This window comes from Arenibacterium sp. CAU 1754 (genome assembly GCF_054482635.1).
In genome coordinates this window covers 296,944-323,008 of the sequence record NZ_JBTLRG010000005.1, presented here as the reverse complement: position 1 = coordinate 323,008, position 26,065 = coordinate 296,944, and the positions used below count along the sequence as shown (strand labels likewise).

20 protein-coding genes are annotated in these 26,065 nt (G+C 63.0%); 10 read left to right on the top strand and 10 right to left on the bottom strand.

What is annotated here, in order from left to right; genetic code table 11:
- Positions 1-218 precede the first annotated feature (218 nt).
- Positions 219-1,118 (bottom strand): FAD:protein FMN transferase, encoded by a 900-nt coding sequence (locus ACXYMO_RS18095; RefSeq protein ID WP_458880148.1) that lies wholly within the window; start codon positions 1,116-1,118, stop codon positions 219-221.
- Entirely contained in the window at positions 1,115-3,190 is a 2,076-nt protein-coding gene (locus ACXYMO_RS18090; protein WP_458880147.1) for a 4Fe-4S binding protein, read from the bottom strand. The genes ACXYMO_RS18095 and ACXYMO_RS18090 overlap by 4 nt, the downstream gene beginning before the upstream one ends.
- 179 nt (positions 3,191-3,369) lie before the next feature.
- Here ACXYMO_RS18090 and ACXYMO_RS18085 point away from each other — a divergent pair, with 179 nt between their 5' ends.
- From ACXYMO_RS18085 to ACXYMO_RS18055, 7 genes are all read left to right on the top strand, one after another.
- A complete protein-coding gene (locus tag ACXYMO_RS18085) occupies positions 3,370-5,808 on the top strand; it encodes a Lon protease family protein (RefSeq protein ID WP_458880146.1) in 2,439 nt (812 codons plus the stop codon).
- Positions 5,805-6,560 carry a hypothetical protein gene (locus tag ACXYMO_RS18080; protein ID WP_458880145.1) on the top strand — a complete coding sequence of 252 codons (756 nt, stop codon included), beginning with the start codon at positions 5,805-5,807 and terminating at the stop codon, positions 6,558-6,560. The genes ACXYMO_RS18085 and ACXYMO_RS18080 overlap by 4 nt, the downstream gene beginning before the upstream one ends.
- A gap of 55 nt (positions 6,561-6,615) precedes the next feature.
- Positions 6,616-7,323, top strand: coding sequence for an ABC transporter ATP-binding protein (locus ACXYMO_RS18075; RefSeq protein ID WP_458880144.1), 708 nt, complete (start codon positions 6,616-6,618; stop codon positions 7,321-7,323).
- 8 nt (positions 7,324-7,331) lie between these two features.
- Positions 7,332-9,695, top strand: coding sequence for an ABC transporter permease (locus ACXYMO_RS18070; protein WP_458880143.1), 2,364 nt, complete (start codon positions 7,332-7,334; stop codon positions 9,693-9,695).
- 3 nt (positions 9,696-9,698) lie between these two features.
- The gene (locus ACXYMO_RS18065; RefSeq protein ID WP_458880142.1) at positions 9,699-10,913 is read left to right on the top strand and encodes an efflux RND transporter periplasmic adaptor subunit; all 1,215 of its coding nucleotides are present in this window, start codon (positions 9,699-9,701) and stop codon (positions 10,911-10,913) included.
- 203 nt (positions 10,914-11,116) lie between these two features.
- Positions 11,117-12,277, top strand: a complete 1,161-nt coding sequence (locus tag ACXYMO_RS18060; protein WP_458880141.1) for an iron-containing alcohol dehydrogenase — start codon at positions 11,117-11,119, stop codon at positions 12,275-12,277.
- The gene (locus tag ACXYMO_RS18055) at positions 12,278-12,718 is read left to right on the top strand and encodes an acyl-CoA thioesterase (RefSeq protein WP_458880140.1); all 441 of its coding nucleotides are present in this window, start codon (positions 12,278-12,280) and stop codon (positions 12,716-12,718) included.
- Between the two features lie 5 nt (positions 12,719-12,723).
- Here ACXYMO_RS18055 and cueR read toward each other — a convergent pair whose 3' ends face one another.
- Together cueR and ACXYMO_RS18045 are read right to left on the bottom strand one after the other, a co-directional pair.
- The gene (cueR, locus tag ACXYMO_RS18050) at positions 12,724-13,113 is read right to left on the bottom strand and encodes a Cu(I)-responsive transcriptional regulator (RefSeq protein WP_458880139.1); all 390 of its coding nucleotides are present in this window, start codon (positions 13,111-13,113) and stop codon (positions 12,724-12,726) included.
- Between the two features lie 16 nt (positions 13,114-13,129).
- Positions 13,130-15,586, bottom strand: a complete 2,457-nt coding sequence (locus ACXYMO_RS18045; RefSeq protein ID WP_458880138.1) for a heavy metal translocating P-type ATPase — start codon at positions 15,584-15,586, stop codon at positions 13,130-13,132.
- Positions 15,587-15,828: 242 nt separating this feature from the next.
- Between ACXYMO_RS18045 and ACXYMO_RS18040 the strand changes: the two genes are divergently transcribed.
- Positions 15,829-16,839: an LLM class flavin-dependent oxidoreductase gene (locus tag ACXYMO_RS18040; protein ID WP_458880137.1), complete on the top strand. Its 1,011-nt coding sequence runs from the start codon at positions 15,829-15,831 to the stop codon at positions 16,837-16,839.
- Between the two features lie 16 nt (positions 16,840-16,855).
- The gene (locus tag ACXYMO_RS18035; RefSeq protein ID WP_458880136.1) at positions 16,856-17,641 is read left to right on the top strand and encodes an SDR family NAD(P)-dependent oxidoreductase; all 786 of its coding nucleotides are present in this window, start codon (positions 16,856-16,858) and stop codon (positions 17,639-17,641) included.
- A gap of 57 nt (positions 17,642-17,698) precedes the next feature.
- Here ACXYMO_RS18035 and ACXYMO_RS18030 read toward each other — a convergent pair whose 3' ends face one another.
- The 3 genes from ACXYMO_RS18030 to ACXYMO_RS18020 are packed head-to-tail and all read right to left on the bottom strand — an operon-like array spanning position 17,699 to position 21,768.
- Positions 17,699-19,243, bottom strand: a complete 1,545-nt coding sequence (locus ACXYMO_RS18030; protein ID WP_458880135.1) for an acetolactate synthase large subunit — start codon at positions 19,241-19,243, stop codon at positions 17,699-17,701.
- A 30-nt stretch (positions 19,244-19,273) separates the two neighbouring features.
- Positions 19,274-20,203: a 3-hydroxyacyl-CoA dehydrogenase NAD-binding domain-containing protein gene (locus ACXYMO_RS18025; protein WP_458880134.1), complete on the bottom strand. Its 930-nt coding sequence runs from the start codon at positions 20,201-20,203 to the stop codon at positions 19,274-19,276.
- Entirely contained in the window at positions 20,203-21,768 is a 1,566-nt protein-coding gene (locus tag ACXYMO_RS18020) for a class I adenylate-forming enzyme family protein (RefSeq protein WP_458880133.1), read from the bottom strand. Before ACXYMO_RS18020 ends, ACXYMO_RS18025 begins: the two co-directional genes overlap by 1 nt.
- A gap of 39 nt (positions 21,769-21,807) precedes the next feature.
- Here ACXYMO_RS18020 and ACXYMO_RS18015 point away from each other — a divergent pair, with 39 nt between their 5' ends.
- Complete coding sequence (locus tag ACXYMO_RS18015) at positions 21,808-22,857, top strand: DMT family transporter (protein WP_458880132.1); 1,050 nt, start codon at positions 21,808-21,810, stop codon at positions 22,855-22,857.
- Here the strand turns inward: ACXYMO_RS18015 and ACXYMO_RS18010 are convergent.
- The 3 genes from ACXYMO_RS18010 to ACXYMO_RS18000 all read right to left on the bottom strand — a co-directional run bounded on the left by ACXYMO_RS18010 (position 22,842) and on the right by ACXYMO_RS18000 (position 26,062).
- Entirely contained in the window at positions 22,842-23,462 is a 621-nt protein-coding gene (locus ACXYMO_RS18010) for a glutathione S-transferase family protein (protein WP_458880131.1), read from the bottom strand. The two genes, ACXYMO_RS18015 and ACXYMO_RS18010, sit on opposite strands and share 16 nt — an antisense overlap.
- A gap of 78 nt (positions 23,463-23,540) precedes the next feature.
- The gene (locus ACXYMO_RS18005; protein WP_458880130.1) at positions 23,541-24,686 is read right to left on the bottom strand and encodes an iron-containing alcohol dehydrogenase; all 1,146 of its coding nucleotides are present in this window, start codon (positions 24,684-24,686) and stop codon (positions 23,541-23,543) included.
- Entirely contained in the window at positions 24,683-26,062 is a 1,380-nt protein-coding gene (locus ACXYMO_RS18000) for an aldehyde dehydrogenase family protein (RefSeq protein ID WP_458880129.1), read from the bottom strand. The genes ACXYMO_RS18005 and ACXYMO_RS18000 overlap by 4 nt, the downstream gene beginning before the upstream one ends.
- Between the last annotated feature and the right edge of the window lie 3 nt (positions 26,063-26,065).

The following is a 26,065-nucleotide window of genomic DNA, read 5'->3' as shown; positions in this document are numbered from 1 at the left end:
CTCCCCCGACGCGCTCACCGGCCTCACCCTGCCCGCAAACGGCATGATCGCAGACCTCCACGGTACCGCAGACTACCGCGCGCACATCTGCAACGTCATGACAAAACGCGCCGTGGCCGCGGCACAATAAACCGGGGCCCACGTTCCGGACGGATACTTTCCTCCCCACCTCAGGCCCCGCTTTCGCGGGGCCATTTTTTGCAACTTATCGCGATTTGTCAGGCGGTTATCTTGCGAAGCTGACCATCTGCCTGAACCAAAAGAATTTCTCTCAGCCCCTCTAGCCGAGGCAGTGCGGCGCGTATGTCCTGCGCCTCCATCAGGCAGAAAGCGGTCGAGGCGGCATCCGCCAGCGCGGCGCTGTCGGCCTGGACGCTGACCGTGGACCAGAGCGGCGTGCCCTGCCCCTGTGGATCCAGGATATGGGACTGGTCCGCGCCTAGGTGCAAAGCCGCGGGGCTGGAGGTGGCGACGGCCTGATCGGAGAGCGTGATCTGGCGCACGAGACCATGCGCCGGATCAGCGATCCCGAGGGTCCAGCCCTGACCGATGGCGGCATATTCGCCAATATTGACAAGCACCTGACGCAATCCTGCCTGCCGCAGGCGGGTGGTGATGCGGTCGGTGACGTGACCCTGTGCAATGCCATTGAGAGTGAGGGCCTGACCGGCGGCCAGCTGCACCAGCTCCCCGCCAATCCGGACACGGGACCAGCCGACGGAGGCACCGGCCCCCGCGATGTCCCGCCCCTCGGCCAATGCGCGCCAGAGGGGTTGTACGGTGGGGTCGAACCGGCCGTCAGTGCCGTGGTGGACGCGGTCGCAGAGTTGCAGCAGGTCAACGAAGTCTTGCGGCGCCTTTGTCAACACGCCGTCGCGGTTGAGTTTCGACAAGAATGAGGCTGGAGCATACAGATTATACAGCGTTTCAGCCTGCCGAAGTTCGTTTTGTACAAGCCTGAGAGCAGCGCGCGCCTGACTTTCGGGGGCGTCGATGGTCAATGTCGCCTCGGCCCCCAGGGCATGACCGCGCCACCGCACAGGGGGGTTGGCCCCCGCCCCGGATCCCGTAACAGCAGCGGCGGCGGAGATGGTCAGAAAACGGCGTCGGGAAATCATGCGGCCACCTTTTTGCGGGTGCGTTCGCGCGCGGCCAGCACCAGCGGCACGCATTGGGCCGGATCGTCGTGGATCGTCACGCAATCAAGGCATTGGAAACATTCGTCATAGACGATCTTGCCGCTGGGTTTGATGGCCTTGTATTTGCATTTCACGCGGCAAAGCTGACAGGGTGATCCGCATTCGGCGCGTCTTTCGATCCAGTCGCGCCCCCGTAGCAGCCCGCCCAGCGCCATGAAGGCCCCCAGCGGGCAGACATAGCGGCAAAAGCCCTTGAACAGGAACAGGCCCATGCCCAGCCACAGACCGGCGTAGACGACGTAATACCACTCGCGCACGAAGAATACGGTGATGGCGGTCTTGAAGGGTTCGATCTCGGCTGCGGTATCGATGTGATCGGGGGCGATGAACACGGTCGCGACCAGCCCGCCCAGCGCAATGTATTTGACCCATTTCAGCCGCGCGTCCCAGCGGGCCGAGGGGTCGATCTGAGACAAGCGCAAACCTTTGCCAAGATGGTGGGCGAATTCCTGAAGCGCGCCAAAGGGACAGAGCCAGCCGCAGAACAGCCCCCGGCCCCAGAGCACGAACCCGAGGATCGTCACGCCCCAGATGGCAAGCGAAAACGGATCATAGACGAGATAGGCGAAACTTCCGCCCTCCCACAGGGTGCGGATCGTGCCCAGGACGGTCACGATGGACAATTGTCCCTGCCCCCACCAGCCGATGAACCCCAGGACTCCGGCCAGGATGGTAAGGCGGACGGGGGTAAAGGCGGCCATCCCGGCAAGGCGGTGCATGCCCAGCGACAAGGCCGCCAGCAGCGCAGTCAGCACGATGCCTAGAACGATCAGGTCGCCCTTGCGATTGCGCAGCGCCTCGCGCCAGGGTGGCAGGGATTCCACCTTGCCGGGCTGAATGAAGAACCGGGGCGCGGCCTGATAGGTGGCGGACAGTTCGATGCTGCCGGATTCGGGTTGGAACATCCCGTGTTCCCGCACGGCGGCGACGTTTAACTGCCATTCGCGCAGCGGGTTGAACCCAAGGCGGCGGTCGGTGCGCAGGATCATGGCGGTACCCTCGGGCACCTCGGGGCGCAATTCGACCAGCAGATCGGCGTCGCGCAGGGCCACGGGCAGCCCGTCCTGCTCCGCCGAAATCCAGTCGGGCGCGGTGTTGCGCACAAAGGCATCGCTGACCAGACCGTGACGCGCGGTTTCGATCAGCAGGATGGGTTCGTCGGTGGTGGAAATCTGCATGAACTGTTGCAGTTCTTCGAGCGTGTCATCATCCAGAACCGCGCGGGCAACCGACTGCGGGCCAAGGTCCACTATCCACAGATCGAGGTAGAGGCCACCAGGATCATCGCGCGCCTCGGGGTCGTCATCGGCCCAGAGGGTTCCGACAAAGGCGGCGTCGATTTCGCCGTTGGTGACGGTTTTGCGCACGGCAAGGCCCTGCTTGATCAGGTCCTCCCAAGTAAGTGTTTCATCGTAATCGGGCGAAGGATAGGCCGGTGGGCTGGTTTGAATGCCCTGCATCTTTTCGCGCGCCACGGCCAGTGCCGCCCCCATAACCGATTCATGGGCGATACGGACCGATGCGGTCGCCTTGGTCACCCCATCGAGATAGACCAGCGACGATCCTTCGCCCGCGTCGCCATAGGGCGTTCCGACCACGATCGAGGACGAAATGGAATGGCCGCGGTATTGTTCGAAAAACTTGTGAAACGGGGCCTCGCCCAGACCGGAGACAAAGATGGGTTCGTTGTGATTGACCAGTTTCACGTCCAGAAACCGTCCCTCCAGATCAAGGGTGACCAGCACGTTTATCGCCGCCCCGGAAAACCCCGGCAATGGAGCCAGCGGTTCGGTTTCAAACACATACCCCGCCGCTGCGCCGCCAGAGTTCTGCAACTGGTACACGCCATTGCCACCCAGCCGCTTTCCCAGTGAAAACGGAGGCGCCACCAGTTCGGCAATCTGGTCACGGTTCAGTGTTTCGGCCTGCCCCGGAAAGGGATTGAAAACACAAGCCCACAGGGCAAGGATAAGAAAAACAAGTCTGCGCATTGGCCGGATGGTAGGAGGTTTGCGCGGGTGTCGCACATCCGACCAAGGTAGCAGACGGACAGCCCCCTTGCGGGTGCCCAAAAGTGCCTGAAACATTGATCCTTGTCATATGGGGATCGCGGATAAGAACATAGTGTTCAAATCGACGTGTTCGCGAACGAACCTTAGTGGAGAACAAGATGCCAGACACGATCGGACCCGAGCCTTTGCAGCCAGCTCAGCTGTGTTCGCCAATTTCCGCCAAGGATTTCGGGTTTGAGACCACCGCGTCGCTGCCGGAATTCAAGGGCTGGCTGGGGCAGGATCGCGCCGTGGATGCGATCCGGATGGGGGCCGCGATTGGGCACAGTGATTTTCACGTTTTCGTTCTGGGCACGCCGGGCAGCGGTCGCCACTCGGTTGCGCGGTCGATCCTGTCCGAGAACGCCGCCAAAAAAGAGCCGGCAAGTGACTGGGTCTATGTGAATAACTTTGACGCCCCGCACAAACCGTGCGCCATAAGGCTGCCCGCCGGGGTGGCAACCCTGTTCCGCAAGGCGATGGAGGGGCTGATCGACGAACTGGCCAATGACATCCCTGCCCTGTTCGAATCCGAGGATTACCAGACGCGCCGACGCGCCATCGATCAGGTTTTCGCAGACGAGCATGAGGCCGCGATGGGCGAGGTGTTCGAACAGGCCCAGAAAAGCAACGTCGCCATCCTGCGCACCCCGATGGGGTTCACCTTTGCCGGGATCCGCGATGGGGAAGTTCTGAAAAAGGAACAATACGAAGCCCTGACCGAAGCAGAGCGCAAAGAACTGGAAGCCGCGATGCAGGCCACCCAGAAAAGCCTGTCCGAACTTTTGAAATCGGTCCCCGGCCGCGAAAAGGAACATCGCCGCCAGATCGAGGAACTGAACTATGAACTGGCCAGCGGCGGTGTGGACGAAGCAATCGGCACCGTGAAAGCCGCCTTTCCCGATCTCGAGGATGTGCAGGCCTATCTTGAGATTGTCCGCAAGGATCTGATCGAGAACGCCGAACTGTTCCTGCTACAGGCCGATGGGGCCGAGGCCGGGCCGTTCCCTGTGGCGACCAGCAAACACTATGAACTGCCGCAATTTCAGCGCTACGCGGTCAACGTGATGGTCGCCTATGACGAGCACGAAAAAGGCGCCCCGGTGGTGGAAGAAGATCTGCCGATCCTATCCAACCTGATCGGCCGGGTGGAATATGCCTCGGAAATGGGCGCGCTGGTGACCAATTTCACCATGATCAAACCAGGTGCGCTGCATCGGGCCAATGGCGGGTATCTCATCCTGGACGTGCGTCAGGTTCTGACCGAGCCGATGGCCTGGGACGCGCTGAAACGGTGCCTGCGGACCAAGGCGATTTCCATCTATTCGCCCGGCGAGCGGCTGAGCCTGATTTCGACCGTGTCGCTGGATCCGGACCCGGTGCCGCTGGACCTGCGGGTGGTTCTGATCGGGGAGCGGCTGCATTATTACCTACTGTCCGCGCTGGACCCCGATTTCCAGCATCTGTTCAAGCTGGAGGCCGATTTCAACGACCATCTGACGCTGGGCGACGGGTCCGCCAAGGGATATGCACAGATGATCGCGACGGTGGCGCGTAACGCCGGGCTGCGCGCAATGGACAGCGCCGCAATGGAGTCGCTGTTTCACGAAAGCGTGCGCATGACTGGCGATGGCGAACGACTGAGCCTGAATGTCGACCGGTTGTCGGATATCCTGCGCGAGGCGGATTTCTGGGCCGAAGACCGCAAGAGCGACGTGATGGGCGCCGCGGATGTGGATCGCGCGATTTCCGAGCGCGAACGCCGCGCCAGCCGTGTCCGCGAACTGGGTCAGGAGGCGATAACCCGCGACAAGATCCTGATTGATACGGAAGGGGAGCGGGTCGGACAGATCAACGCGCTGACGGTGCTTCAGGTCGGCGGCTACATGTTTGGCCGCCCGTCGCGCCTGACCGCGCGCACGCGCCCCGGATCGGGCAAGGTGATCGATATTGAGCGTGAGATCGAACTGGGCGGGCCGATCCATTCCAAGGGGATGCTGATCCTGCAGGGGTATCTCGCCGCGACCTATGCCACTGCTGCGCCGATGTCGCTGTGGGCGAGCCTTGTGTTCGAACAAAGCTATGGCGGGGTGGATGGCGACAGCGCCTCGGCCGCCGAGCTGATTTCGCTGATTTCGTCGCTCGCAGAAGTGCCGATCGACCAGTCGCTGGCGATCACCGGATCGGTGAACCAGTTCGGTGACATTCAGGCCATCGGCGGGGCCAGTCAGAAGATCGAAGGCTTCTTCGACGTCTGCGAAGCCCGCGGTCTGACCGGGCGGCAGGGGGTTCTGATCCCGGCGGCCAACATTCGCAACCTGTCGCTGCGCAAGCGGGTGATCGATGCGGTCGAACAGGGAAAATTCCGGATCATCCCGATGCGCCGGATCGAGGACGGGATCGAGGTTCTGACCGGTCAGGCAGCAGGCGTGCGTGGGGCCGATGGCCAGTTTCCCGCTGGCAGCGTCAACCGCAAGGTCGAGAACAAGCTGAATGGCTTTGCCGAAATTCGCAAATCCTTTGGCAAGGGCAACAACGCCAACGGAGACAAGAAATGACGGCGCCCACACAGTCCACCCGCACCCGCGTGATCCTGGGGGCCACTTGTTTTGCCGATGCGCAATCGGCGCTGAGCCTTGCCGTCGAGCTGGCCAAGCAGATGAATGCCGAATTGCACGGGCTGCTGGTACAGGACGAGGCGATTGCGGATGCGATGACCAATCCGCAGGCTCTGGCGATTTCGTTTTCCGGCGCGCGGTCCGTGAGCCTCAACCCCGCATCGATGCTGGCCGCGTTTCGCGCCGATGCGCGCCAGTTCGAGGCGCAGTTGCTGCGCTGCGCCAAGGCCGCCGCTTTGGGGTCCGCGTTCCGCGCAACCGAAGGGCGGCTGACCCATGTGGTGGAACAGACGGCCGCAGCGGGCGATCTGATTGTCTTTGGCTATCGGCGCACCATACGCGATGGCGGCGATCTGGTCTTGATCCTGGGGGACGACGGCATCGTGAAGAGCCCTGCCCGTATCGGCGCGGCCCTCAGCCGGAGGCTGGGAAAATCGCTGAGCGTTTTCGTGCGCGAAGGCCACGAGGCCGAGGCGCGAAACCGCCTTGCCGAATACGGCCTGAGCGCACCGCAAATCATTGGATACACCGGGACCGGGGCGCTGTTGTCCGCGCTGGACCGGATGGCCCCTGCCGCGGTCATCGCGGCCATGGATCAGCCCGATCTGCCCCCTGTCGCTCGATTGGTGGATGTTGCACGCTGCCCCGTGATCCTGACCCGGTCCGCCGCGTCCGGAGGGGACGACAGTTGAGCCATATCGATGGTCGCTCCCCGGGTAAAACCCAGTCTGGCGCAAAGGAATAGCTATGTCCGAAACGGTGTTCAGAACCGAAGGGGTGACCAAGGTCTATGACACCGGTGAACTGAAGGTTCACGCGCTGGCCGGTGTCGATCTTGAACTTTACGCGGGCGAACTGGCCGTGTTGCTGGGTCCGTCGGGCAGCGGCAAATCCACCCTTTTGAACATTCTCGGCGGGCTGGATCATCCGACGGATGGGCGCGTGTGGTTCCGCGATCTGGAACTGACCCAGCTGAATGACCGGGGGTTGACCCGGTACCGGCGCGACCATGTCGGGTTCGTGTTCCAGTTCTATAATCTGGTGCCCAGCCTGACAGCACGCGAAAACGTGCAGCTGGTCACGGATGTGGCGCGCAACCCGATGTCCCCGGAAGAGGCGCTGGACCAGGTGGGGCTGACCCCGCGGATGGATCATTTCCCGGCCGAAATGTCGGGGGGCGAGCAACAGCGCGTCGCCATCGCCCGTGCCATTGCCAAGCGTCCCGAGGTGTTGCTGTGCGACGAACCGACCGGCGCATTGGACAGCAAGACCGGCATTCAGGTTCTGCAGGCGCTGAAGGAGATCAATGACCGGCTGGGCACCACCACCGCCGTCATCACTCACAATGCGGCGATCCGCAAAATGGCCCATCGGGTGATCTGGTTTCAGGACGGAAAGATCAACAAGGTGGAAACCAATGACACGCGGCTTGCGCCTGCGGACATCAGCTGGTGAGGGGTGGCATGGACGCGCTGGACAAGAAACTGTTTCGTGACTTTCAGCGCCTCTGGCTTCAGGCGCTGGCCATCGCGATGGTTCTGGCGTGCGGCGTTGCGATCCTGCTGGCAACCTTTGGCATGTACGGGGCGCTTGAGGATACGCGCGACGCCTATTACGAGCGGAACCGCTTTGCCGACGTCTTTGCCCAGGCCAATCGTGTGCCCAACGGTGTGCTGCAGGAAATTCAGGCGCTGGATGGAGTGCGGGCTGCCGAAGCGCGGATCGTCAAACATGTGATCGTGGATATCCCCCATCGGCAGGAAACCGTGACCGGGAGGATACTGTCCCTTCCGGAAACAGGACAGCCCCGTCTGAACCTGCCGATTGTCCGCAAAGGCCGTTTGCCCGACCCCTTCGCCACCAACGAGGTTGCGGTCAACGAACCCTTTGCCATTGCCAACAGGTTGCAGATTGGGGACCGGTTTTCGGCCAACCTCGAGGGGCAGAAACGCGAGTTGACCCTGACCGGCATGCTGTTGTCGCCCGAGTTCATCTATACCATCGGGCCGGGCGCGATGATGCCCGACAACAAGACCTATGGCATTCTATGGATGCCGGAACGCACCATGGCGGCCGCATTCGACATGGTGGGGGCCTTTAACGATGTCACGGTGAAACTTGACCCGCGCACCAATGAACAGGCGATCATCCGGGCGCTAGACGATATTCTGGCCCCCTTTGGCGGGCTGGCCGCGCATGGGCGCGACACGCAGATTTCCCACAGTTTCGTCGATTCCGAAATCGCGCAGTTGCGCACGATGGCGATTGTCCTGCCACCGATCTTTTTCGGCATCACCGCCTTTCTTGTCAGCATGGTCATCGGCCGGATCATCGCGCTTGAGCGCAGCGAGATCGGGTTGCTCAAGGCGATCGGCTATTCCGATGTCGAGGTTTGCGTGCATTACCTGTTGCTGGCCGGCCTGATCGCGGTGGTCGGCACGATGATCGGATGGGGCGCGGGCACGTGGCTGTCTCGGGCGCTGGCCCGGCTATATGCGCAGTTCTTCGATTTCCCCTACCTGATCTACCGGGTGTCTTATGATGCCTACGCGATCTCGGCTGTTCTGGCGGTTCTGAGCGCGGCTGCCGGTGCCGCGCGCAGTGCCTTGCACGCCGCGCGCATGCCCCCCGCCGTGGCGATGTCGCCGCCGGTGCCGCCCCGGTTCAAGCGCACCTTCCTGGACCGGCTGATGACCGCGATGCATATCTCGCAGCTGATGCTGATGATCTTTCGCAGCCTGCTGCGCTGGCCGCTCCGGTCGGCCCTGACATCGCTGGGCCTGTCGCTTGCTGTTGCCATCCTTGTCGCGTCCAGCTTTTTCTCGGATTCGCTGGACAAGATCATGGACACGACGTTTCACCAGTCCAACCGGCAGGATGCGATGCTGATGTTTCAGCCCGACATCCCCGAAACCGCGCTGGAATCGGTGCGAAACCTGCCCGGCGTTCTCAAGGCCGAAGCGTTCCAGATGCAAAGCGCGGTGTTGCGCAACGGGCATCTGGAAAAGGACGTCGGCATCGATGCGCGCCGCCCCAGCAGCGATCTGGCGCGCGTGATCGACAATGACGGGCGCGTGGTGGTCCCCCCGGCAGACAGCATCGTTCTGTCAGAACGTCTTGCCGAGCATCTCGATGTCCGCCCCGGTGACATGATCGAGATTGAATTTCTGGGCGGGCGGAACGAGACGTTTTTCCTGCCGGTCGCAGGGATCGTGCCGCAATACGTGGGCCTGGGCGCCTACATGGATTATGAAACCCTGAACCGGCTGTTGCGGCAGGCGCCCCAAATCACCATTGCGAACCTTTTGCTGGATGACCAGCACCTGCCCGACTTGCACAGGACGCTGAAAGAAACCCCCAAACTGAGCGGGTTGATCATGCTGAGCGAAATGCGGCGCTCGTTTCAGGAAACGATCCGGGAAAACCTGATCATGACCACGACGATCTATGTGGTTGTGGCGGTGCTGATCACGGTTGGGGTGGCCTATAACGGGGCGCGCATTCAATTGTCGGAACGGGCGCGCGAACTGGCCAGCCTGCGGATCCTCGGGTTCACCCGGGGCGAGGTGTCGTTCATCCTGATGGGCGAATCCATGTTGCTGGCGATTTTGGCGCAGCCGCTGGGATGGGCGCTGGGGGCGCTGATCGCAGCCGTATTGTCAGAGGCGTCAACCAGTGATCTTTATTCGGTACCTCTGGTTCTGAAACCGTCCAGCTTTGCCTGGGCCAGCCTGATCGTTCTGGGCTCGGCTCTGGCGTCGTCCCTGATCGTCAGGCGCCGTCTGGACCGGCTCGATCTTGTACAGGTTATGAAAACGCGGGAGTAACTGATGCACTTGAAAGCGCGAACAGTCTTTTTTGTCGGCCTTAGTGCGCTGGTTTTTGCCACGCTCGCCTTCGTGGCATTTCGCACCGATCCGATCCCCGTCGATCTCTATGAAATCGGGCACGGTCCGATGCAGGTGACGATCAATGCCGACGGCAAGACCCGCATCAGCGAGGTTTACGAGGTCGCCGCCCCCATCACCGGGATCGCGCAGCGGTCGCCGGTGCGTGTGGGCGATCCGGTTTTGGCCGATGAAACGGTTGTGGCGGTTGTCGAGCCGGCCTCCTCGAACCTGCTCGACGCGCGCACCCGCATCCAGGCCGAGGCCGCCGTGCGCGAGGCCGAGTCCGCCCTTTATGTGGCGCGCAGCCAGATGCGGCAGGTCGAAGAAGAGCTGGCCTATGCCGAAAGCCAATACACCCGCGTCAAATCTCTGGTTGAACGCGGTGTCACGGCACAAACCCAGCTGGAGGACGCCACGCAGCTTCTGGGGATCAAGCGGGCGGCTGAAACCGCAGCTATTTCGAACCTGGAAATGACCAAAAGCGCACTCGACAGGGCGCGTGCGGCACTGATCGAACCCTCGGTGGATCGCGATGCCGGGGGTGAATCCTGCTGCGTGCAGATCAAGGCGCCGGTCGACGGTCAGGTTCTGGACATCGACATGATCAGCGAACGCCCGGTCATGGCCGGGGCGCGGCTGTTGTCGATCGGTCAGCCCAACGATCTGGAGATCGTCGCCGACCTGTTGTCGAGCGATGCGGTGCGGCTGTCGCCCGGTGCGCGCGCCACGGTCGAACGCTGGGGCGGGAGCGAATTGCTTGAGGCGCGGGTTTCGAAGATCGAACCGGCCGCATACACCAAGGTGTCCGCCCTGGGGATTGAGGAACAGCGCGTCGATGTGGTGTTCGAACTGATCACCCCGGTCGAAGAGCGCGCGGAACTGGGCGACGGGTTTTCCGTGTTCCTGCGCATTGTCGAATGGGAAAGCGATGATGTGACCATGGTGCCGCTGAGCGCGGTGTTCCGCACCGGCAACGCCTGGGCCGTGTTCGTCGCCGAAGGCGATCTGGCGCGGCTGCGGCAGATCGAACTGGGTCGGCGCAATTCGACGGATGCACAGGTGTTGTCCGGGCTGACCGTGGGCGACAAAGTCATCACCCACCCGTCCGAAAACATCCGCGACGGCAGTAAGATCGTCGAACGCGGGACCGAGTGACGCGCGGCACCCTGTCTGGCAATTCGCGCTATGGATGGCTAAAACCACGGCAGGCACACTGCGAAACGGAATTCTGCCATGCACAATTTGCGGCATCTGATCCCTTGCTATGGGCGCCCTCCGGTTCGGGGCATGCGGCCATTTCCGGTGTCAGGCCACGGGTGCGCCGGGACCCTCGCAACAGATAATTTCAGGACCAGATCATGACGCCCTTCACATTCAACACTACGAAATCCCTTGTTTTTGAACCCGGCGCGGCGGCGCGGCTGGCCGAGGTGGCAGGCGCGCTTCTGGGACCTGTGTGCCTGTTCGTGACCGATCCGGGGTTGCGCGCGCTCGGGCTGTGCGATCCGGCGGTTGCGGCGCTGGAGTCGGCGGGACACACGGTTGCGGTGTTTGACAGCGTCGAGGCCGATCCGTCCCGCGTAACATTGATGCAGGCGGTTGAGGCAGGAAAATCGGCCGGGGCCACAGGGGTTGTCGGCTTTGGCGGCGGGTCCTCGCTGGATGTGGCCAAGCTGGCCGCGTTGTTGCTCGGCTCGGGCGAGGACCTCGACGAAGCATGGGGCGTGGCCCAGGCCAAGGGTCCGCGCCTGCCGCTGGTTCTGGTGCCGACCACAGCCGGGACCGGGTCCGAGGTAACGCCTGTGTCGATCATCACCGTGGGCGCCGAGGAAAAGCGCGGCGTGTCTTCGCCCGTGATCCTGCCCGATATCGCCATTTTGGATGCGGATCTGACCCTGGGCCTGCCTGCCGAGATTACCGCCGCCACCGGGGTCGATGCGATGGTGCATGCGATCGAGGCCTATGCGTCGAAAAACGCCAACAACAATCCGCTGTCCAGAATGCTGGCGCGCGAGGCCTTGCGCCTGTTGGGGGCCAATATCGAAACCGCCGTGTTCAATGGCCACGACAAGGCGGCACGCGGCGCGATGCTGCTGGGGTCGATGCTGGCCGGTCAGGCCTTTGCCAATTCGCCGGTGGCGGCGGTGCATGCGCTGGCCTATCCCATCGGGGGCACGTTTCATGTACCACACGGGCTTTCCAATGCGCTGGTCCTGCCGCATGTGCTGCGGTTCAACGCGCCCGAGGCAGCGCCGCTTTATGCCGAGATCGCGGCGGATGCCTTTCCGCATCTCGCGCAGGTCGAAGGCACTCAGGCCCGCTGTGCCGCCTTTATCGAGGCCCTGGCCGATCTGTCGTCGAGGCTGGGCATGCAGACCAAACTGCGCGAGATGGAGATTCCCAAGGAGGCTATTGGCAAGATGGCGTCGGATGCCATGTTGCAGACCCGCCTGTTGGTCAACAACCCCCGCGACGTGAGCGAACAAGACGCGTTCAACATCTATTCGGCAGCCTGGTAAATGGCGGACCGGCAGGCGCCCGGCACGCGGGCCGACTATGTTGATTTCTATCCCATCCAGACCCGGTGGATGGACAATGACATGTATGGCCACATGAACAATGTCGTCCATTATTCGCTGTTCGACACGGCCGTGAACGGCTGGCTGATCTCAAAAGGGCTGCTGGACCCGATGAACAGCACCTCCTACGGGCTGGTGGTGGAAACAGGGTGCCGGTATTTCGGCGAAATGGCGTTTCCCGATGTGGTCACGGCCGGGTTGCGGGTGGCCAAGTTGGGCGGCAGTTCAATCCGGTTCGAGGTTGGATTGTTCCGCAATGACGAGGACGCAGCCTCGGCCGAGGGGTTCTTCGTGCATGTCTATGTGGGGCGGGACACGCACCGCCCCGTTGCCATCGACGACACCCGCCGGGCGGCGTTCGAGGCGCTGATGCGGGGCTGATCCTATCAGTGTGGCGACGCCAGATCGGCCAGAATGGGACAGTCGGGCCGGTTGTCCCCGGCGCATTTGTGGACAAGGTCGGATAGGGTGACCCGCATTTCTTCGAGTTCTTTCAGCTTGCCCTCGATCCGCGCAAGGTGTTCTTGCGCGATGGCCTTGACCTCGGCGCTGGCGCGGCTGCGGTCTGCGTAAAGCGCCAAAAGGCCACGGCAGTCTTCGATCGAAAAGCCGAGTGATCTGGCACGGCCCAGAAAGGCCAGTTTATGCAGGTCGGTCTCGTCGAAGGCCCGATAGCCGTTTGCACCGCGTTTGGGCTCGATCAGGCCGATATCCTCGTAATAGCGGATGGTCTTGGCCGGCAGGCCAGAACGGCGGGACACGTCACCGATGTTCATAGTCTCAACTCCTGTGTTACGCGGCCTGAACGCTGGAGCGCACCCGGCGCAGGCGCAGCGCGTTGGTCAGAACAAAGACGCTGGACAAGGCCATGGCCCCGGCAGCCAGAACCGGTGAGAGCAGCAGGCCCGTGAGCGGATAAAGAAGCCCCGCGGCCACCGGGATGAGCGCCGTGTTGTAAGCAAAGGCCCAGAACAGGTTCTGCCGGATATTCTGCATCGTGCGGTGCGAAATTTCAAAGGCGCTGACCACGGCCAGAAGGTCACCGGACATGAGCACCACATCGCCCGCCTCAATCGCCACATCGGTGCCGGTGCCGATGGCGATGCCCACATCCGCCGCCGCCAATGCGGGGGCGTCGTTGATGCCGTCGCCGACAAAGGCAAGCGCCTGCCCCCCGGTTGCAAGCTGTTTCAGCGCGTCGACCTTGCCGTCGGGCAGAACCTCGCCCACGACATGATCGATGCCCAGTTCCTCGGCGATGACCTGCGCGGTGGCAGCATTGTCGCCGGTGATCATGGCCAGTTTCAGCCCCCGCGCCCTGAGTGCGGCAATCGCCTGCTTCGAGGTGGGTTTGATCGGATCCGACACGGCGATGACAGCGGCAATCTGACCGTCGATGGCCGCATAAAGCGGGGTCTTGCCCGCATCGGCCAGCCGCTTTCCGGTTGCGGCGAGGTCGCCCATGTCAACGCCTTCGCGCTGCATCAGCCGGTCGGCCCCGATCAGAACGGTTTGCCCGTTCACGCTGGCCGAGGCACCATAACCGGTGACCGAGGTGAAATCGCTTGCCTTGGGGGACGGCAGGTCTGCCGCCGCGCGCACCAGGGCCTGGGCGATGGGGTGTTCGGACTGGCGCTCGACCGCGGCGATCGCGGTCAGAACCGCGTCCCGGTCCAGACCGTCGGCCAGAACCATGTCGGTCAGTTCGGGGCGCCCCTGGGTCAGGGTGCCGGTCTTGTCAAAGGCGATGATATCGACCTGTTCCAACCGTTGCAGCGCATCGCCCTTGCGGAACAGAACGCCCATTTCCGCCGCCCGCCCGGTGCCCACCATGATCGACGTGGGTGTGGCCAACCCCATGGCACAGGGGCAGGCGATGATCAGGACAGACACCCCCGCGACAAGGGCAAAGCCCAGCGCGGGATCGGGGCCGATGATGAGCCAGATCACCACCGTCACAAAGGCCGTCGCCATGACAGCGGGCACGAACCACAGGGTGATGCGGTCCACCAGCCCCTGAATGGGCAGGCGCGCGGCCTGTGCGTCCTCGACCATCTGGATGATCCGGGCGAGCGTGGTATCCGCGCCGACGCGCGTGGCGCGGAATTGCAGGGCACCCTGCCCGTTGACGGTGCCGCCGGTGACCTCGGCGCCCTTGATCTTGGCCGCGGGAACGGGTTCTCCGGTGATCATGCTTTCATCCACCCAGCTTTCCCCGGTGGTGACGACGCCATCCACCGGGATGCGGTCGCCGGGGCGCACAAGAACCGTGTCGCCCCGCAGGATGTCGCTGGCATCGGTTTCGACAAAGTCGTCGCCGCGCAGCACCTGGGCCGTGGGCACGCGCAGGTCCAGAAGGGCGCGGATGGCCTGACCGGTGCGGCCCTTGGCGCGCGCCTCAAGCCAGCGGCCCAGCAGGATCAGAACGACGATGACCGCCGCCGCCTCGAAATAGACCGCGCGGGTGCCCTGGGGGAGGAGCGCGGGGAAGAACGTGGCCACGACCGAGAACAGATAGGCCGCGCCGCTGCCCATGGCGACAAGGCTGTTCATGTCTGGCGCACGGCGCGCCAGCGCTGCGACCCCTTGGGTAAAGAAATGCCGCCCCGGCCCGATCAGCACAAGCGAGGTCAGCACGAACTGGAATATCCAGCTGGATTGCTGGCCAATGGTCAGATGCACCCAGTGATGAAAGGCGGGGATCATGTGGCCGCCCATTTCAAGGATGAACAGCGGCAGGGCCAGCACCGCGGCGATCAGGGTCTTGCGGGCCAATGTGCGGGCCTCAGCATCCTTGCGCGCGCCCATGTCATCGCCCTGCCCCGCCTCGCGCAGCGTGGCGGGATAGCCGGCATTGGCTGCCGCCGCGATCAGATCGCCGGGGCGCACCTGACCGGCCAGAACGGTGACGCGGGCGGTTTCGGTGGCCAGGTTGACGGCCACCTCCGTCACCCCCGGTACGGCGGCAAGCGCCTTGTCCACGCGCCCCACGCAGGACGCACAGGACATGCCGGTGACGTTCAGGACGATATCCTGCGTGCGGGCCTTGTAGCCCGCGGTTTCAAGGGCCGTGACAGCCGCTTGCGGGTTGGGCGCATCGGCCCAGTGCAGCACGGCGGACTCAGCGGCCAGATTGACCGAGGCCTCGGCCACGCCGCTGACTGCGCCCAGCGCCTTTTGCACCCGCGCGGCGCATCCGCCGCAGTGCATACCCTCGATCTGAAGGGTGAGATGGGAACGTTCGGTCATTGTCAGTCGCCCGGAATGATGGCTTCCACGTGTACATAGGGCTTCCAGTTAGGGGAAGGTCAAGACGTGCGTGAAGCCGGTTGCCGATTATTCTGCAATCCGGCCCCTGAAACTCTTGCTGCGGGCGATCCCATGCCCGCCAGCCGCTTGACGCAAAGTTCTTTGCCAAGCCCCTTTCGCAGCGGCGAACAAGACTGTTAAGTTGTGAAGCAACGCATACCCTTGGGGAGGGGGACGGCCTCATGATCAAGTTTTCCGTTCTGGATCTGTCGCCCATTGTCGAAGGCGGGAACGCGGCACAGTCGCTGGCCAATACGCTGGATTTGGCGCGCCACGCCGAGGCGCTGGGGTTCACCCGCTATTGGCTGGCCGAACATCACAACATGCCCGGGATCGCCAGTGCGGCAACCTCGGTCGTGATCGGGCATGTGGCGGCGGGCACCTCGCGTATCCGGGTCGGATCGGGGGGTGTCATGCTGCCCAATCATTCGCCCCTGGTCATTGCCGAACAGTTCGGCACGCTGGCGACACTTTATGGCGACCGGATCGATCTGGGCCTTGGGCGCGCGCCGGGAACGGATGGCGGCACGGCCTATGCGCTGCGCCGCAACATGGGCGTGCAGGACAATTTTCCGCGGGATGTGGTCGAGTTGATGGGGCTTTTGGGCGATCCCACACCGGGCCAGCCGGTGCGCGCCATTCCCGGAGAGGGCACGCATGTGCCGGTCTATATTCTGGGGTCCAGCCTCTATGGCGCGGAACTGGCCGCGCAACTGGGCCTGCCCTATGCTTTTGCGTCGCATTTCGCACCTGCCGCGCTGGAACAGGCGACGGGTGTCTATCGAGATCACTTCAAACCCTCGGCGGTGCTGAAGCGGCCCTATTTCATGCTGGCGGTCAACGTGTTCGGGGCCGAGGACGATGCAACAGCGGTGCGGTTGAAATCGTCGATGCAACTGGGGTTTGCCCGGCTGCGCAGCGGACAGCCCGGCCCCCTGCCCGCGCCGGTCGATGACATTGCGGCCGCCGTAGATCCGGCGATGCTGCGCATGGTCAATCAGGCGCTGAGCGTTTCCGTGCAAGGCAATCAGGACAGCGTGCGCGCGGGGCTTGAGACGTTGATCGCGCGCCATGCCCCGGACGAAATCATTTTCAACGGCCAGATTCATGATCATGGGGCGCGCAAGCGGTCCTTTGAAATCGCGGCGGGGGCCATGAGCGAATTGAACGACCGCCAAGGGGCGGCAGAATAACCAAAGGGTATAAGAGATGACAAAACCTGCATTTGATCTGACGGGAAAGGTGGCCCTGGTCACGGGCGGCAATGGCGGCATCGGGCTGGGCATGGCCGATGCCATGGCCGCCGCCGGGGCAAATGTGGCGATCTGGGGCACCAATGCCGACAAGAACGCCGCCGCCGTGGAACAGCTGCGCGTGCACGGGGTCGAGGCCGAGGCCTTTGTCTGTGACGTGTCCAACCGCACGCAGGTGGATGCAATGATGGCCGCCACGCTGGAGCGGTTTGGCCGGGTGGATGGCTGTTATGCCAATGCGGGCGTCTCAGGGCGCGGCGCGCGGTCGTTCCTGGAGATCACGCCCGAGGAATGGACCCGCGTTTTGTCGGTGAACCTCGACGGGGTCTATCACACCTATCAGGCGGCGCTGCGCCACATGGTCGAGCGGGCCGAGGCCGGTGATCCGGGCGGGCGGCTGGTGGCGATGTCCAGCCTCGCGTCGATTTCGGGGGCCGCGCGCAGTGAACATTACGCCGCCTCGAAAGGCGCGCTGAATGCGATGACCTTTGCACTGGCGGTGGAATTTGCGCGCTATGGCATCACCGCGAATGCGATCCTGCCGGGGTGGATTGCCACCGACATGACCGAGAACGCCATGAATGATGAGAAATTCGCTCAGGCCGCAGGCAAGCGCATTCCGGCGCGGCGCTGGGGCAAGCCCGAAGATTTCGGCGGGATCGCGGCCTATCTTCTGAGCGATGCGTCCAGCTATCACACCGGGCAACTGTTGCAGATCGACGGTGGCTACTGGCGGTTCTGAACGCAGCATGGGCAAACCGTCCGGCCCGGGCTGAAAAGCCGGGCCGGACGCCGCTGGTTAAACCGCCACTTCGATCAGGAAAGGCCCTGGCGTTTCCAGACCGGTTTCAATCGCCTTGGTCAGATCGCCTGCCTCGTCCACGCGGCAGGATTCGACGCCCATGCCGCGGGCCATGGCGACCCAGTCAATGGTCGGGCGGTCCAGCGACAGCATGTCGATGGCACGCGGACCCGGGTTGCCGACGCCCACGTTGGTCAGTTCCCCGCGCAGGATCTGATAGCTGTTGTTGGCAAGGATCAGGATGGTAATATCCAGCCCCTCGCGCGCCATGGTCCAGAGCGATTGCGGCGTGTACATCGCGCTGCCATCCCCGGTCAGGGCCAGAACCTTGCGATCCGGGCAGGCAATCGCCGCGCCAATCGCCACCGGCAGGCTGTAGCCGATCGAGCCGCCGCAATTGTTCAGCCAGGTATGGCGCGGCGCGCCCTTGGTGGCGGGAAAGAACGCACGCCCGGTGGTGATGGATTCATCGACCACGATGGCGTGTTCTGGAATGGTCGCGGCCAGCGCCGCGGCGATGGTCTTGGCATCGGTCGGCCCGCTGGGCACCGGCGTGTCGATCCGATCGGCCACATGGGCCGGGGCGATATCGCGCGCGCCGAGTGTCTGGCACAGGGTTTCCAGCGCCTCGTCGAGATCCGCATGCCAGTTGGCCAGCTCGATGATCTCGGTGCCTTCGGCGGTCAGTACCGCGGGTTTGCCCGGATAGGCAAAGAACCCGATGGGCGCACGCGCGCCGACCAGAACGATCTTGCGGAACTTTTTCAGCACCTCAAGGGCGGCATCAATCGGATAGGGGACGCGGTTGACGATCACCCGTCCCGCCCCGCGTTCGCAACGCGCATTGGCCCATTCGGACAACAGCGCACAGCCGGTTTTTGCGGCGATCCTGCCCGCCAGTTCCAGGTTGCCGGAGGTCAGCGCCTCGCCCCCCAGCAGCAACAGGGTATCGGGACCGTCCAGCGCCTGCGCGGCCTGATCCAGTTTCTGACCGTCGATGACGGCGCGCGCGGGGGGCGGGTTTGCCTCGTGCACCGAACCGCCTTCGGTCCAGGCGGTATCGCTGGGCAGGATCAGGGTTGAGATATGGCCCGGCGCGGTCAGCGCCTCCTGCACCGCGCTGGCGCCATCGGCGCCAACATCCGCGGCGCTTTTGGAGGTGTGGACCCAATGGGACACCGGGCGTGCCAGCCCCTGAATGTCGGCCATCAGCGGCGCGTCCAGTTCCACGTGGGTTTCGGCATGTTCGCCGACAATGTTGACCACGCCCGAACCGGCCTTTTTCGCGTTGTGCAGGTTTGCAATCCCGTTGGCGAGGCCGGGGCCAAGATGCAGCAGGGTGCAGGCCGGTTTGCGTGCCATGCGGTAATACCCGTCCGCCGCCCCCGTGGCGACGCCCTCGAACAGGGCTAGGACCGATCGCATGCCCGCCACGTGATCAAGTGCTGCAACGAAATGCATTTCCGATGTGCCGGGGTTGGTGAAACAGGTGTCGACCCCGCTGGCGATCAGGCTGCGCACAAGGCTTTCGGCTCCGTTCATGACGTGGTTCCTTTTCGTGTTTCGCCCCGATCAGAGGCCGTATTTTCGTTTGATTGAAGCTATTTCCACAAGGGCCGCGTCCCGGCGTTGGACCAGTGTCGTTTCGTCCTGTGTCGCCAGTTCATCCTCGACGCCGCTGACGAGCATATCCTTGACCTGTTCGCTCAGCGCCGGGTGACCCAGTGAATGCCACCGGGCCTCTTGCGTTGGACCCAGATGGTCAAGGTAATGACGATACCCGCCCGCGCCCCCGCCCAGGTGATAGGTCAGGTGCGGCCCCATCAGGGCCCAGCGCATGCCCGGACCATAGGCGATGGCCTTGTCGATGTCTGCCACCTCGGCGATGCCTTCGGCGGCCAGGTGCACCGCCTCACGATAGAGCGCGGCCGTCAGGCGGTTGGCCAGATGGCCGGGCACCTCTTTCCTGACCCGGATCGGGACGCGGTTCATCGACAGATAGAACGCCTCGGCCCGGTCAACGGTTTCAGGCGTAGTCTGACGCCCGGCGACCAGTTCGACCATCGGAACCATATGGGGCGGGTTCATCGGATGGGCGACCAGGATACGGTCGGGATGATGCGCGCCGCTTTGAATGTCACTCGCCATGAGCGAGGAGGTGCTGGAGGCGATGACGACATCCGCGCCGATGATCTGTTCGACCTCACCGATCAGGGTGCGTTTGATGTCGATCCGGTCGGGGGCGTTTTCCTGCAGGAAGGTGACACCGGCCAATGCGGCCATGTCGGGGCTGACCTGTGCCTGTTTCGGGCTGTCCGATTTGGTCAGGCCAAGCGCCGACAGATGCGGCCAAGCCTCGGCCACGAAGGTTTGCACGGTGTCGGCCGCCCCTGGTTGCGGGTCCACAACAATGACATCGGCGCCATGGGCCAGAAACAGACTGGCCCAGCTCATCCCGATGAGACCGCCGCCCAGAATGCCGATTGCGCCCCCGCCCGTCATCAGGCGGTGTTTTCCCAGTAGGGCGCGCGCAATTCACGTTTCAGGATTTTCCCAATCGAACTGCGCGGCAGGTGATCGCGGATTTCCACGTCCGACAGGCGCTGGCTTTTGCCCAGGGTGGCATTGGCCCGGTCGCGAATGTCATCGCTGCTGCGGGTGGCCCCGTCGCGCAGCACCACCAGGCCCACCGGCGTTTCCCCCCAGGCATCGGACGGCACACCGATCACGGCGGCATCGGTCACATCCGGGTCGGCCAGCAGGACCAATTCCAGATCGTTGGCATAGATGTTCAGCCCGCCGGAGATGATCATGTCCTTCTTTCGGTCGGACAGGACAAGGAACCCGTCCTCGTCAAAACTGCCCATGTCGCCCGAGCGGAAATAGGCCCGCCCCCGGTCGTCGCGCCAGATGTAATCGGCCGTCAGATCGTCGCGACCGAAATACCCGGACATCATGGTCGGACTGCGCCCGACGATTTCGCCAACCGTGCCCTGCGGGACCTCGTTACCCTGCTCGTCAATCAGGCGGATATCGCAGTTCGGCGCGGGCTGGCCCACGGTATGCAGTTTGTCGGGGTGTTCATCGGCGATCAGAACGGTCACGCCGCCGCCCTCGGTCAGGCCATAGTATTCGGCTAGCTTGCCGGGAAAGCGTGCCAGCACGTCGGCCTTGACGTCCGCCCGCAGCGGCGCCGAGGTCGAGAATTTAACCCGCATGGAGCTGAGATCGAAGCTGTCGAAATCGGGCACGTCCATGATGCGTTTGTACTGAACGGGGACCAGCATCGTGTGGGTAATCCGTTCCTTTTGCACCAGTTCCAGATAAGCGTGCGCGTCGAATTTGGGCATCAGGACCACGGTCGATCCGCCCACCAGCGTGGGCAGGAACGCCACGATTGTCGTGTTTGAATAGAGCGGTGTCGAAAGCAGCGTCCGGGCGTTGTCGTCATAGCCGTTGGCGGTGACCCGATCCATCTGGGCGGCGCGCATGGCGTGACTGTGCACGATGCCCTTGGGCGTTCCGGTGGTGCCCGAGGAATAGATCAGGTTGAACGCATCGCCCATGTCGATCGGGATGTGCGGGTCAGAATCATCGGCGGCTGAGACAGCGGTTTCGTAATCCTCGAACGCCGGGTCCGCAAAATCGATCGCGAATTTCTGCAGGGTCAGGTCGGCCAGGAACGGATCGGTGAGGCCTTTGTATTGCTGCGCCAGGAAAATCGCCCGCGCCCCGCAATCCACCAGCATTTTCTGCAATGCATCGGGCGAGGCCATGGTCGAGAGCGGCGTCACACAGGCCCCGGCACGCAGGATGCCCATGAACAGTTCGCCGTAGGGGATCGAATTTGGGGACAGGATGGCGATATTGTCGCCCTTGCCGATCCCGCGCGCCAGCAGGGCATTGGCGACCTGATTGATACGGGCGTCAAACTGCGCCCAGCTAAGCCGTTGATCGCCACAGATCACGGCCTCTTTTTCAGGATCGATGCGGGCCGCCCGGCGCACCATGTCGACCACGGTTTGCGTCGGCGGGTTTTCGGGGAAAGGCGGATTGATTTCAATCATCTCACAACTTCGGTTAGCGTCTCATTTGCGCCGGACCTTATGGCACGCGTCGCGAAACGCAAGCAGGTCCGGGGGCGGGTCATCGGGCCAGCCCCTGCGAATGATCGCTGGCGTGATCCGAGGCGCCGACCTATGATCGTTAACAAAGCAACCCATGTGTCAAGGCCCCCCATGCAAACGGGATCATCGCCCCACCTGCTCGCTCAGCTCTGGCAGCGTCAGCCGCCGGTAGTAAGGGGCGCTGTTTTCATGGTAATTTCGACCATCGGCTTTGCCATCATGCATGCCAGCGTGCGCCATGTTTCGGCTGAATTGCACCCGTTGCAGATCGTGTTTTTCCGCAACCTGTTCGGGCTGGCCTTTCTGGTGCCGGTGCTGGCGCAGGGTGGATTTGCCCAGATGCGCACATCCCGGCCCGGCCTGCATGCGTTGCGCGGGCTGATCAACATCGCGGCAATGATGTTGTTCTTTACTTCGGTATCGATCACGCCGCTGGCCAAGGTCACGGCGCTCAGTTTTACCGCGCCTATCTTTGCCGCGGCGCTGAGCGTTCTGGTTCTGGGCGAAAAGTTCCGCATTCAACGCTGGGCCGCGATTGCGGCCGGGTTCATCGGCATGCTGATCATCCTGCGGCCCGGCCTTGCCACGGTCGAGCCGGGGGCGTTGATGGCCTTGTGCGCCGCAGCGCTTTGGGCGGTGGCGATGATCGTGATCAAGGTTCTGTCGCGCACCGATTCCAGCGTGGCCATCGTGGCGTGGATGGGCATTTTCCTGTGTTTCTTTTCCATCGGCCCGGCGATCTGGGTCTGGCAGGCGCCCAGCCTTGGCGCCTGGGGCTGGCTGGTATTCATCGGGTTCACCGGTTCGGTCGCGCAGGTGGCGCTGAGCCAGTCCCTGAAAGAGACCGACCCCACCGCCGTGTTACCCTTCGACTTTCTGAAACTGATCTGGACGTCGCTTCTGGCCGCGTATTTCTTTGCCGAAATCCCGGATCATTTCACCTTTATCGGGGCTGGCGTGATCTTTTCCGCCAGCCTCTATATCGCCCACCGTGAACGCAGGCGCAGCGCCGTTCAGGCAAAGGTGTAATCGCCGCCCTGTTCCAGCGCCCGCTGATAGGCCGGACGCGCGTGGATAGATTCGACGAATTTCGCCAGCTTGGGCAATTGCGCGCCGTGGCCCTGTTTGATGGCGATCTCGGCCGGAAAACTGAGCATGATGTCGACCGCCGACAGATCGTCCAGAACGAAGTGCCCCGAAGGGCGCAGCATTTGTTCCATATAGGCAAAGTGGCTGGCGAGTTGCTGCTGAATGCGCGGCTGCAACGGCGCTGCGGCATCGCCCAGGCGACCGGTATAGAGGGCCAGAAGGATCGGTGTCATCGCCGAGCCTTCGGCGAAATGCATCAGCTCGCTATGGGTGATGAAATTATCCGTATCCACCGCCGGGATCATATGGGGCCCGTGCCGCGCGCAGAGATATTCAACGATGGCACCGCTTTCAGTGATAATGCGGCCCTTGTCCTCGATCATCGGGGACTTACCCAGCGGATGCACCGCCAGCAGTTCGGGCGGGGCAAGGTTGGTCGTGGCGTCGCGCTGGTATTTTTTCAGCTCATAAGGAACGCCAAGTTCCTCAAGCAGCCAGAGAACACGCTGAGAGCGCGAGTTGTTCAGATGGTGGACGGTATACATTGGATCCCTTTCCCGATTGTTGGGGTCACAATGGGAAAGGGAATCGATCAAGGCAATGGGTCAGTGGACACAGTGACGTCAGATCACCTGTTCAAACAAGGCCCGGGTGTTGTCGACCGTCATGGCAACCGGGTTGCCGCCAACGCTCGGGTCCTCAAGCGCCATGGCGGTCAGATCGTCGATCCGGTCGTGCGTCACGCCCATTTCGCCAAGGGTTTTGGGAATGCCGAGTTGGGTGTTCAATTCGTTGACCCGGTCACAGAACCCATCAAACCCGCCCGAGATGCCCAGATAGGCGGCGGCCTGTTCGATCCGCTCTTCGATCTCGGGGCGATTGAAGGCGAGAACCGTCGACATGACCACGGCATTGGTGGTGCCGTGATGGGTGTTGAACACCGCCCCTACCGGATGGCTGAGCGCATGGATCGCGCCGAGCCCCTTTTGGAACGCGACCGCACCCATGGCGGCGGCGCTCATCATATGCGCGCGCGCCTCAAGGTCGGTGCCATCCGCATAGGCGCGTGGCAGATAGGTGTTGACCAGCCGCATCCCTTCCAGCGCGATGCCCTGGCTCATCGGATGGTAATGGGGTGAGCTGTAGGCCTCGAGACAATGGGCAAAGGCGTCCATTCCCGTGCCTGCGGTGATCATGGGTGGCATGCCGACGGTCAGTTCGGGATCGGAGATCACCACCGAGGGCAGCACCTTGGGATGAAAGATGATCTTTTTCACATGGGTCTGCGAATTGGTGATGACGCTAGCGCGCCCCACCTCGGACCCGGTGCCCGCTGTGGTCGGCACGGCGATGATGGGGGCGATCCCGTCAGGGTCTGCACGGGTCCACCAGTCGCCGACATCCTCGAAATCCCACACCGGGCGGGTCTGGCCCGCCATGAAGGCGACCATCTTGCCCAGATCGAGGCCCGAGCCGCCGCCAAAGGCGATCACCCCATCATGCCCTCCGTCGCGATAGACCTTGAGGCCCGCGTCAAGGTTCACCTCGGACGGGTTGGGATCGACAGCCGAAAACATCGCGCGGCCCAGCCCGGCGGCCTCCAGCAGATCCAGCGCGTTTTGCGTGATCGGCAGGTTGGCCAGCCCCTTGTCTGTCACCAAAAGCGGCTTTTTCATACCACAGGCCGCGCAGGCATCGGCCAGTTCGTTAATGCGCCCTGCCCCGAATTTTATTGCGGTCGGATAGGACCAGTTGCCTGTCAGGTTCATGTCGTCACCTTCTTGAGATGGTAGGATTTGGGCCGGGTCAGGTTGTGATACCCGAGTTGCGAAAGCGATCCGCCCTTGCCGGTCATCTTGCACCCGGTCCAGCACAGGGCGGGGTCAAGGTAATCGGCCCGGTTCATGAACACGGTGCCGGTTTCGATCTGTGCGCCCAAACGTTCGGCGCGGTCAATGTCATTGGTCCAGAGCGATGCGGTCAGGCCAAAATCGCTGTCATTCATCAGGGCCAGCGCCTCGTCGTCCGACGAGACCGGCATGATGCCGACCACCGGGCCAAAGCTTTCTTCGCGCATCACGCGCATGGCGCGGGTCACGTTGGTCAGAATTTGCGGTCCCAAATAGGCGCCCCCATCGTCCGCATCAAAGGGCGCGATATGGGCCCTGGCTCCGGCGGCGATCGCCTCGGCCGTCTGGCTGCGCACCAATTCGGCGAACCGTTCATGCGCCATGGGGCCAAGAGTGGTTTCGGGGTCCAGCGGGTTGCCCAGCTCATACCCCGAAACGATGTCGACCGCCTTTTGCACAAAGGCATCAAACAGGCTGTCGTGCACATAAATCCGTTCGATCCCGCAACAGCATTGGCCCGAGTTGAACATTGCCGCGTCAATCAGCGTATCGACGGCGGCGTCCAGATCGGCGTCCTCCATCACGTAGCCGGGATCCTTGCCGCCCAGTTCAAGGCCAAGGCCGGTAAAGGTGCCTGCGGCGGCGTGTTCAATCGCCTGCCCTGCCCCGACCGATCCGGTGAAATTCACGAAGCCGAAGCGTTTTGCCGCGATCAGTTGCGCGGTGGTGTCGTGATCCAGGAACAGGTTCTGAAACACGTCCCCGGGCACGCCTGCCTGGTGGAACGCACGCGCCATGCGTTCGCCTACCAGCAGGGTTTGGGTGGCATGTTTCAGCACCACGGCATTGCCCGCGATCAGGGCGGGTGCGACACCGTTGATGGCCGTCATGTAAGGGTAGTTCCACGGCGCTATGATCAGCACAACGCCAAAGGGTTCGCGTTTGATCACCCGGCGAAAGGTCGGGCTGTCTTCGATCGTAAGTTCACCCAGCGCAGTTTCGGCGATCTGGGCCATATACCCCGCGCGTTCGTTCACGCCGCCGAATTCCCCGCCATAGCGGATGGGGCGGCCCATCTGGTGGGCCAGTTCAGGCACGATTTCATCGTTCATTTCGCCCAGAATGGCGACGCCCTTCATCACCAGTTCGGCCCGTTCGGCCAGCGGGCGCGCGGCCCAGTCGCGTTGCGCGGCCTGCGCGCGATCAACAGCGTTGGCCGCCTGCCCGACAGGCAGGACGGGGCGTTCGGCATAGACCGTTCCGTCAATGGGCGAGATGCATTTGAGTGTGCTCATCTG

What these genes read in the sequence shown, in the direction of transcription:
- ACXYMO_RS18095 (WP_458880148.1), bottom strand. Translation starts at nt 1,118, where the DNA reads ATGATTTCCCGACGCCGTTTTCTGACCATCTCCGCCGCCGCTGCTGTT.
- ACXYMO_RS18090 (WP_458880147.1), bottom strand. Translation starts at nt 3,190, where the DNA reads ATGCGCAGACTTGTTTTTCTTATCCTTGCCCTGTGGGCTTGTGTTTTC.
- ACXYMO_RS18085 (WP_458880146.1), top strand. Translation starts at nt 3,370, where the DNA reads ATGCCAGACACGATCGGACCCGAGCCTTTGCAGCCAGCTCAGCTGTGT.
- ACXYMO_RS18080 (WP_458880145.1), top strand. Translation starts at nt 5,805, where the DNA reads ATGACGGCGCCCACACAGTCCACCCGCACCCGCGTGATCCTGGGGGCC.
- ACXYMO_RS18075 (WP_458880144.1), top strand. Translation starts at nt 6,616, where the DNA reads ATGTCCGAAACGGTGTTCAGAACCGAAGGGGTGACCAAGGTCTATGAC.
- ACXYMO_RS18070 (WP_458880143.1), top strand. Translation starts at nt 7,332, where the DNA reads ATGGACGCGCTGGACAAGAAACTGTTTCGTGACTTTCAGCGCCTCTGG.
- ACXYMO_RS18065 (WP_458880142.1), top strand. Translation starts at nt 9,699, where the DNA reads ATGCACTTGAAAGCGCGAACAGTCTTTTTTGTCGGCCTTAGTGCGCTG.
- ACXYMO_RS18060 (WP_458880141.1), top strand. Translation starts at nt 11,117, where the DNA reads ATGACGCCCTTCACATTCAACACTACGAAATCCCTTGTTTTTGAACCC.
- ACXYMO_RS18055 (WP_458880140.1), top strand. Translation starts at nt 12,278, where the DNA reads ATGGCGGACCGGCAGGCGCCCGGCACGCGGGCCGACTATGTTGATTTC.
- cueR (WP_458880139.1), bottom strand. Translation starts at nt 13,113, where the DNA reads ATGAACATCGGTGACGTGTCCCGCCGTTCTGGCCTGCCGGCCAAGACC.
- ACXYMO_RS18045 (WP_458880138.1), bottom strand. Translation starts at nt 15,586, where the DNA reads ATGACCGAACGTTCCCATCTCACCCTTCAGATCGAGGGTATGCACTGC.
- ACXYMO_RS18040 (WP_458880137.1), top strand. Translation starts at nt 15,829, where the DNA reads ATGATCAAGTTTTCCGTTCTGGATCTGTCGCCCATTGTCGAAGGCGGG.
- ACXYMO_RS18035 (WP_458880136.1), top strand. Translation starts at nt 16,856, where the DNA reads ATGACAAAACCTGCATTTGATCTGACGGGAAAGGTGGCCCTGGTCACG.
- ACXYMO_RS18030 (WP_458880135.1), bottom strand. Translation starts at nt 19,243, where the DNA reads ATGAACGGAGCCGAAAGCCTTGTGCGCAGCCTGATCGCCAGCGGGGTC.
- ACXYMO_RS18025 (WP_458880134.1), bottom strand. Translation starts at nt 20,203, where the DNA reads ATGACGGGCGGGGGCGCAATCGGCATTCTGGGCGGCGGTCTCATCGGG.
- ACXYMO_RS18020 (WP_458880133.1), bottom strand. Translation starts at nt 21,768, where the DNA reads ATGATTGAAATCAATCCGCCTTTCCCCGAAAACCCGCCGACGCAAACC.
- ACXYMO_RS18015 (WP_458880132.1), top strand. Translation starts at nt 21,808, where the DNA reads ATGGCACGCGTCGCGAAACGCAAGCAGGTCCGGGGGCGGGTCATCGGG.
- ACXYMO_RS18010 (WP_458880131.1), bottom strand. Translation starts at nt 23,462, where the DNA reads ATGTATACCGTCCACCATCTGAACAACTCGCGCTCTCAGCGTGTTCTC.
- ACXYMO_RS18005 (WP_458880130.1), bottom strand. Translation starts at nt 24,686, where the DNA reads ATGAACCTGACAGGCAACTGGTCCTATCCGACCGCAATAAAATTCGGG.
- ACXYMO_RS18000 (WP_458880129.1), bottom strand. Translation starts at nt 26,062, where the DNA reads ATGAGCACACTCAAATGCATCTCGCCCATTGACGGAACGGTCTATGCC.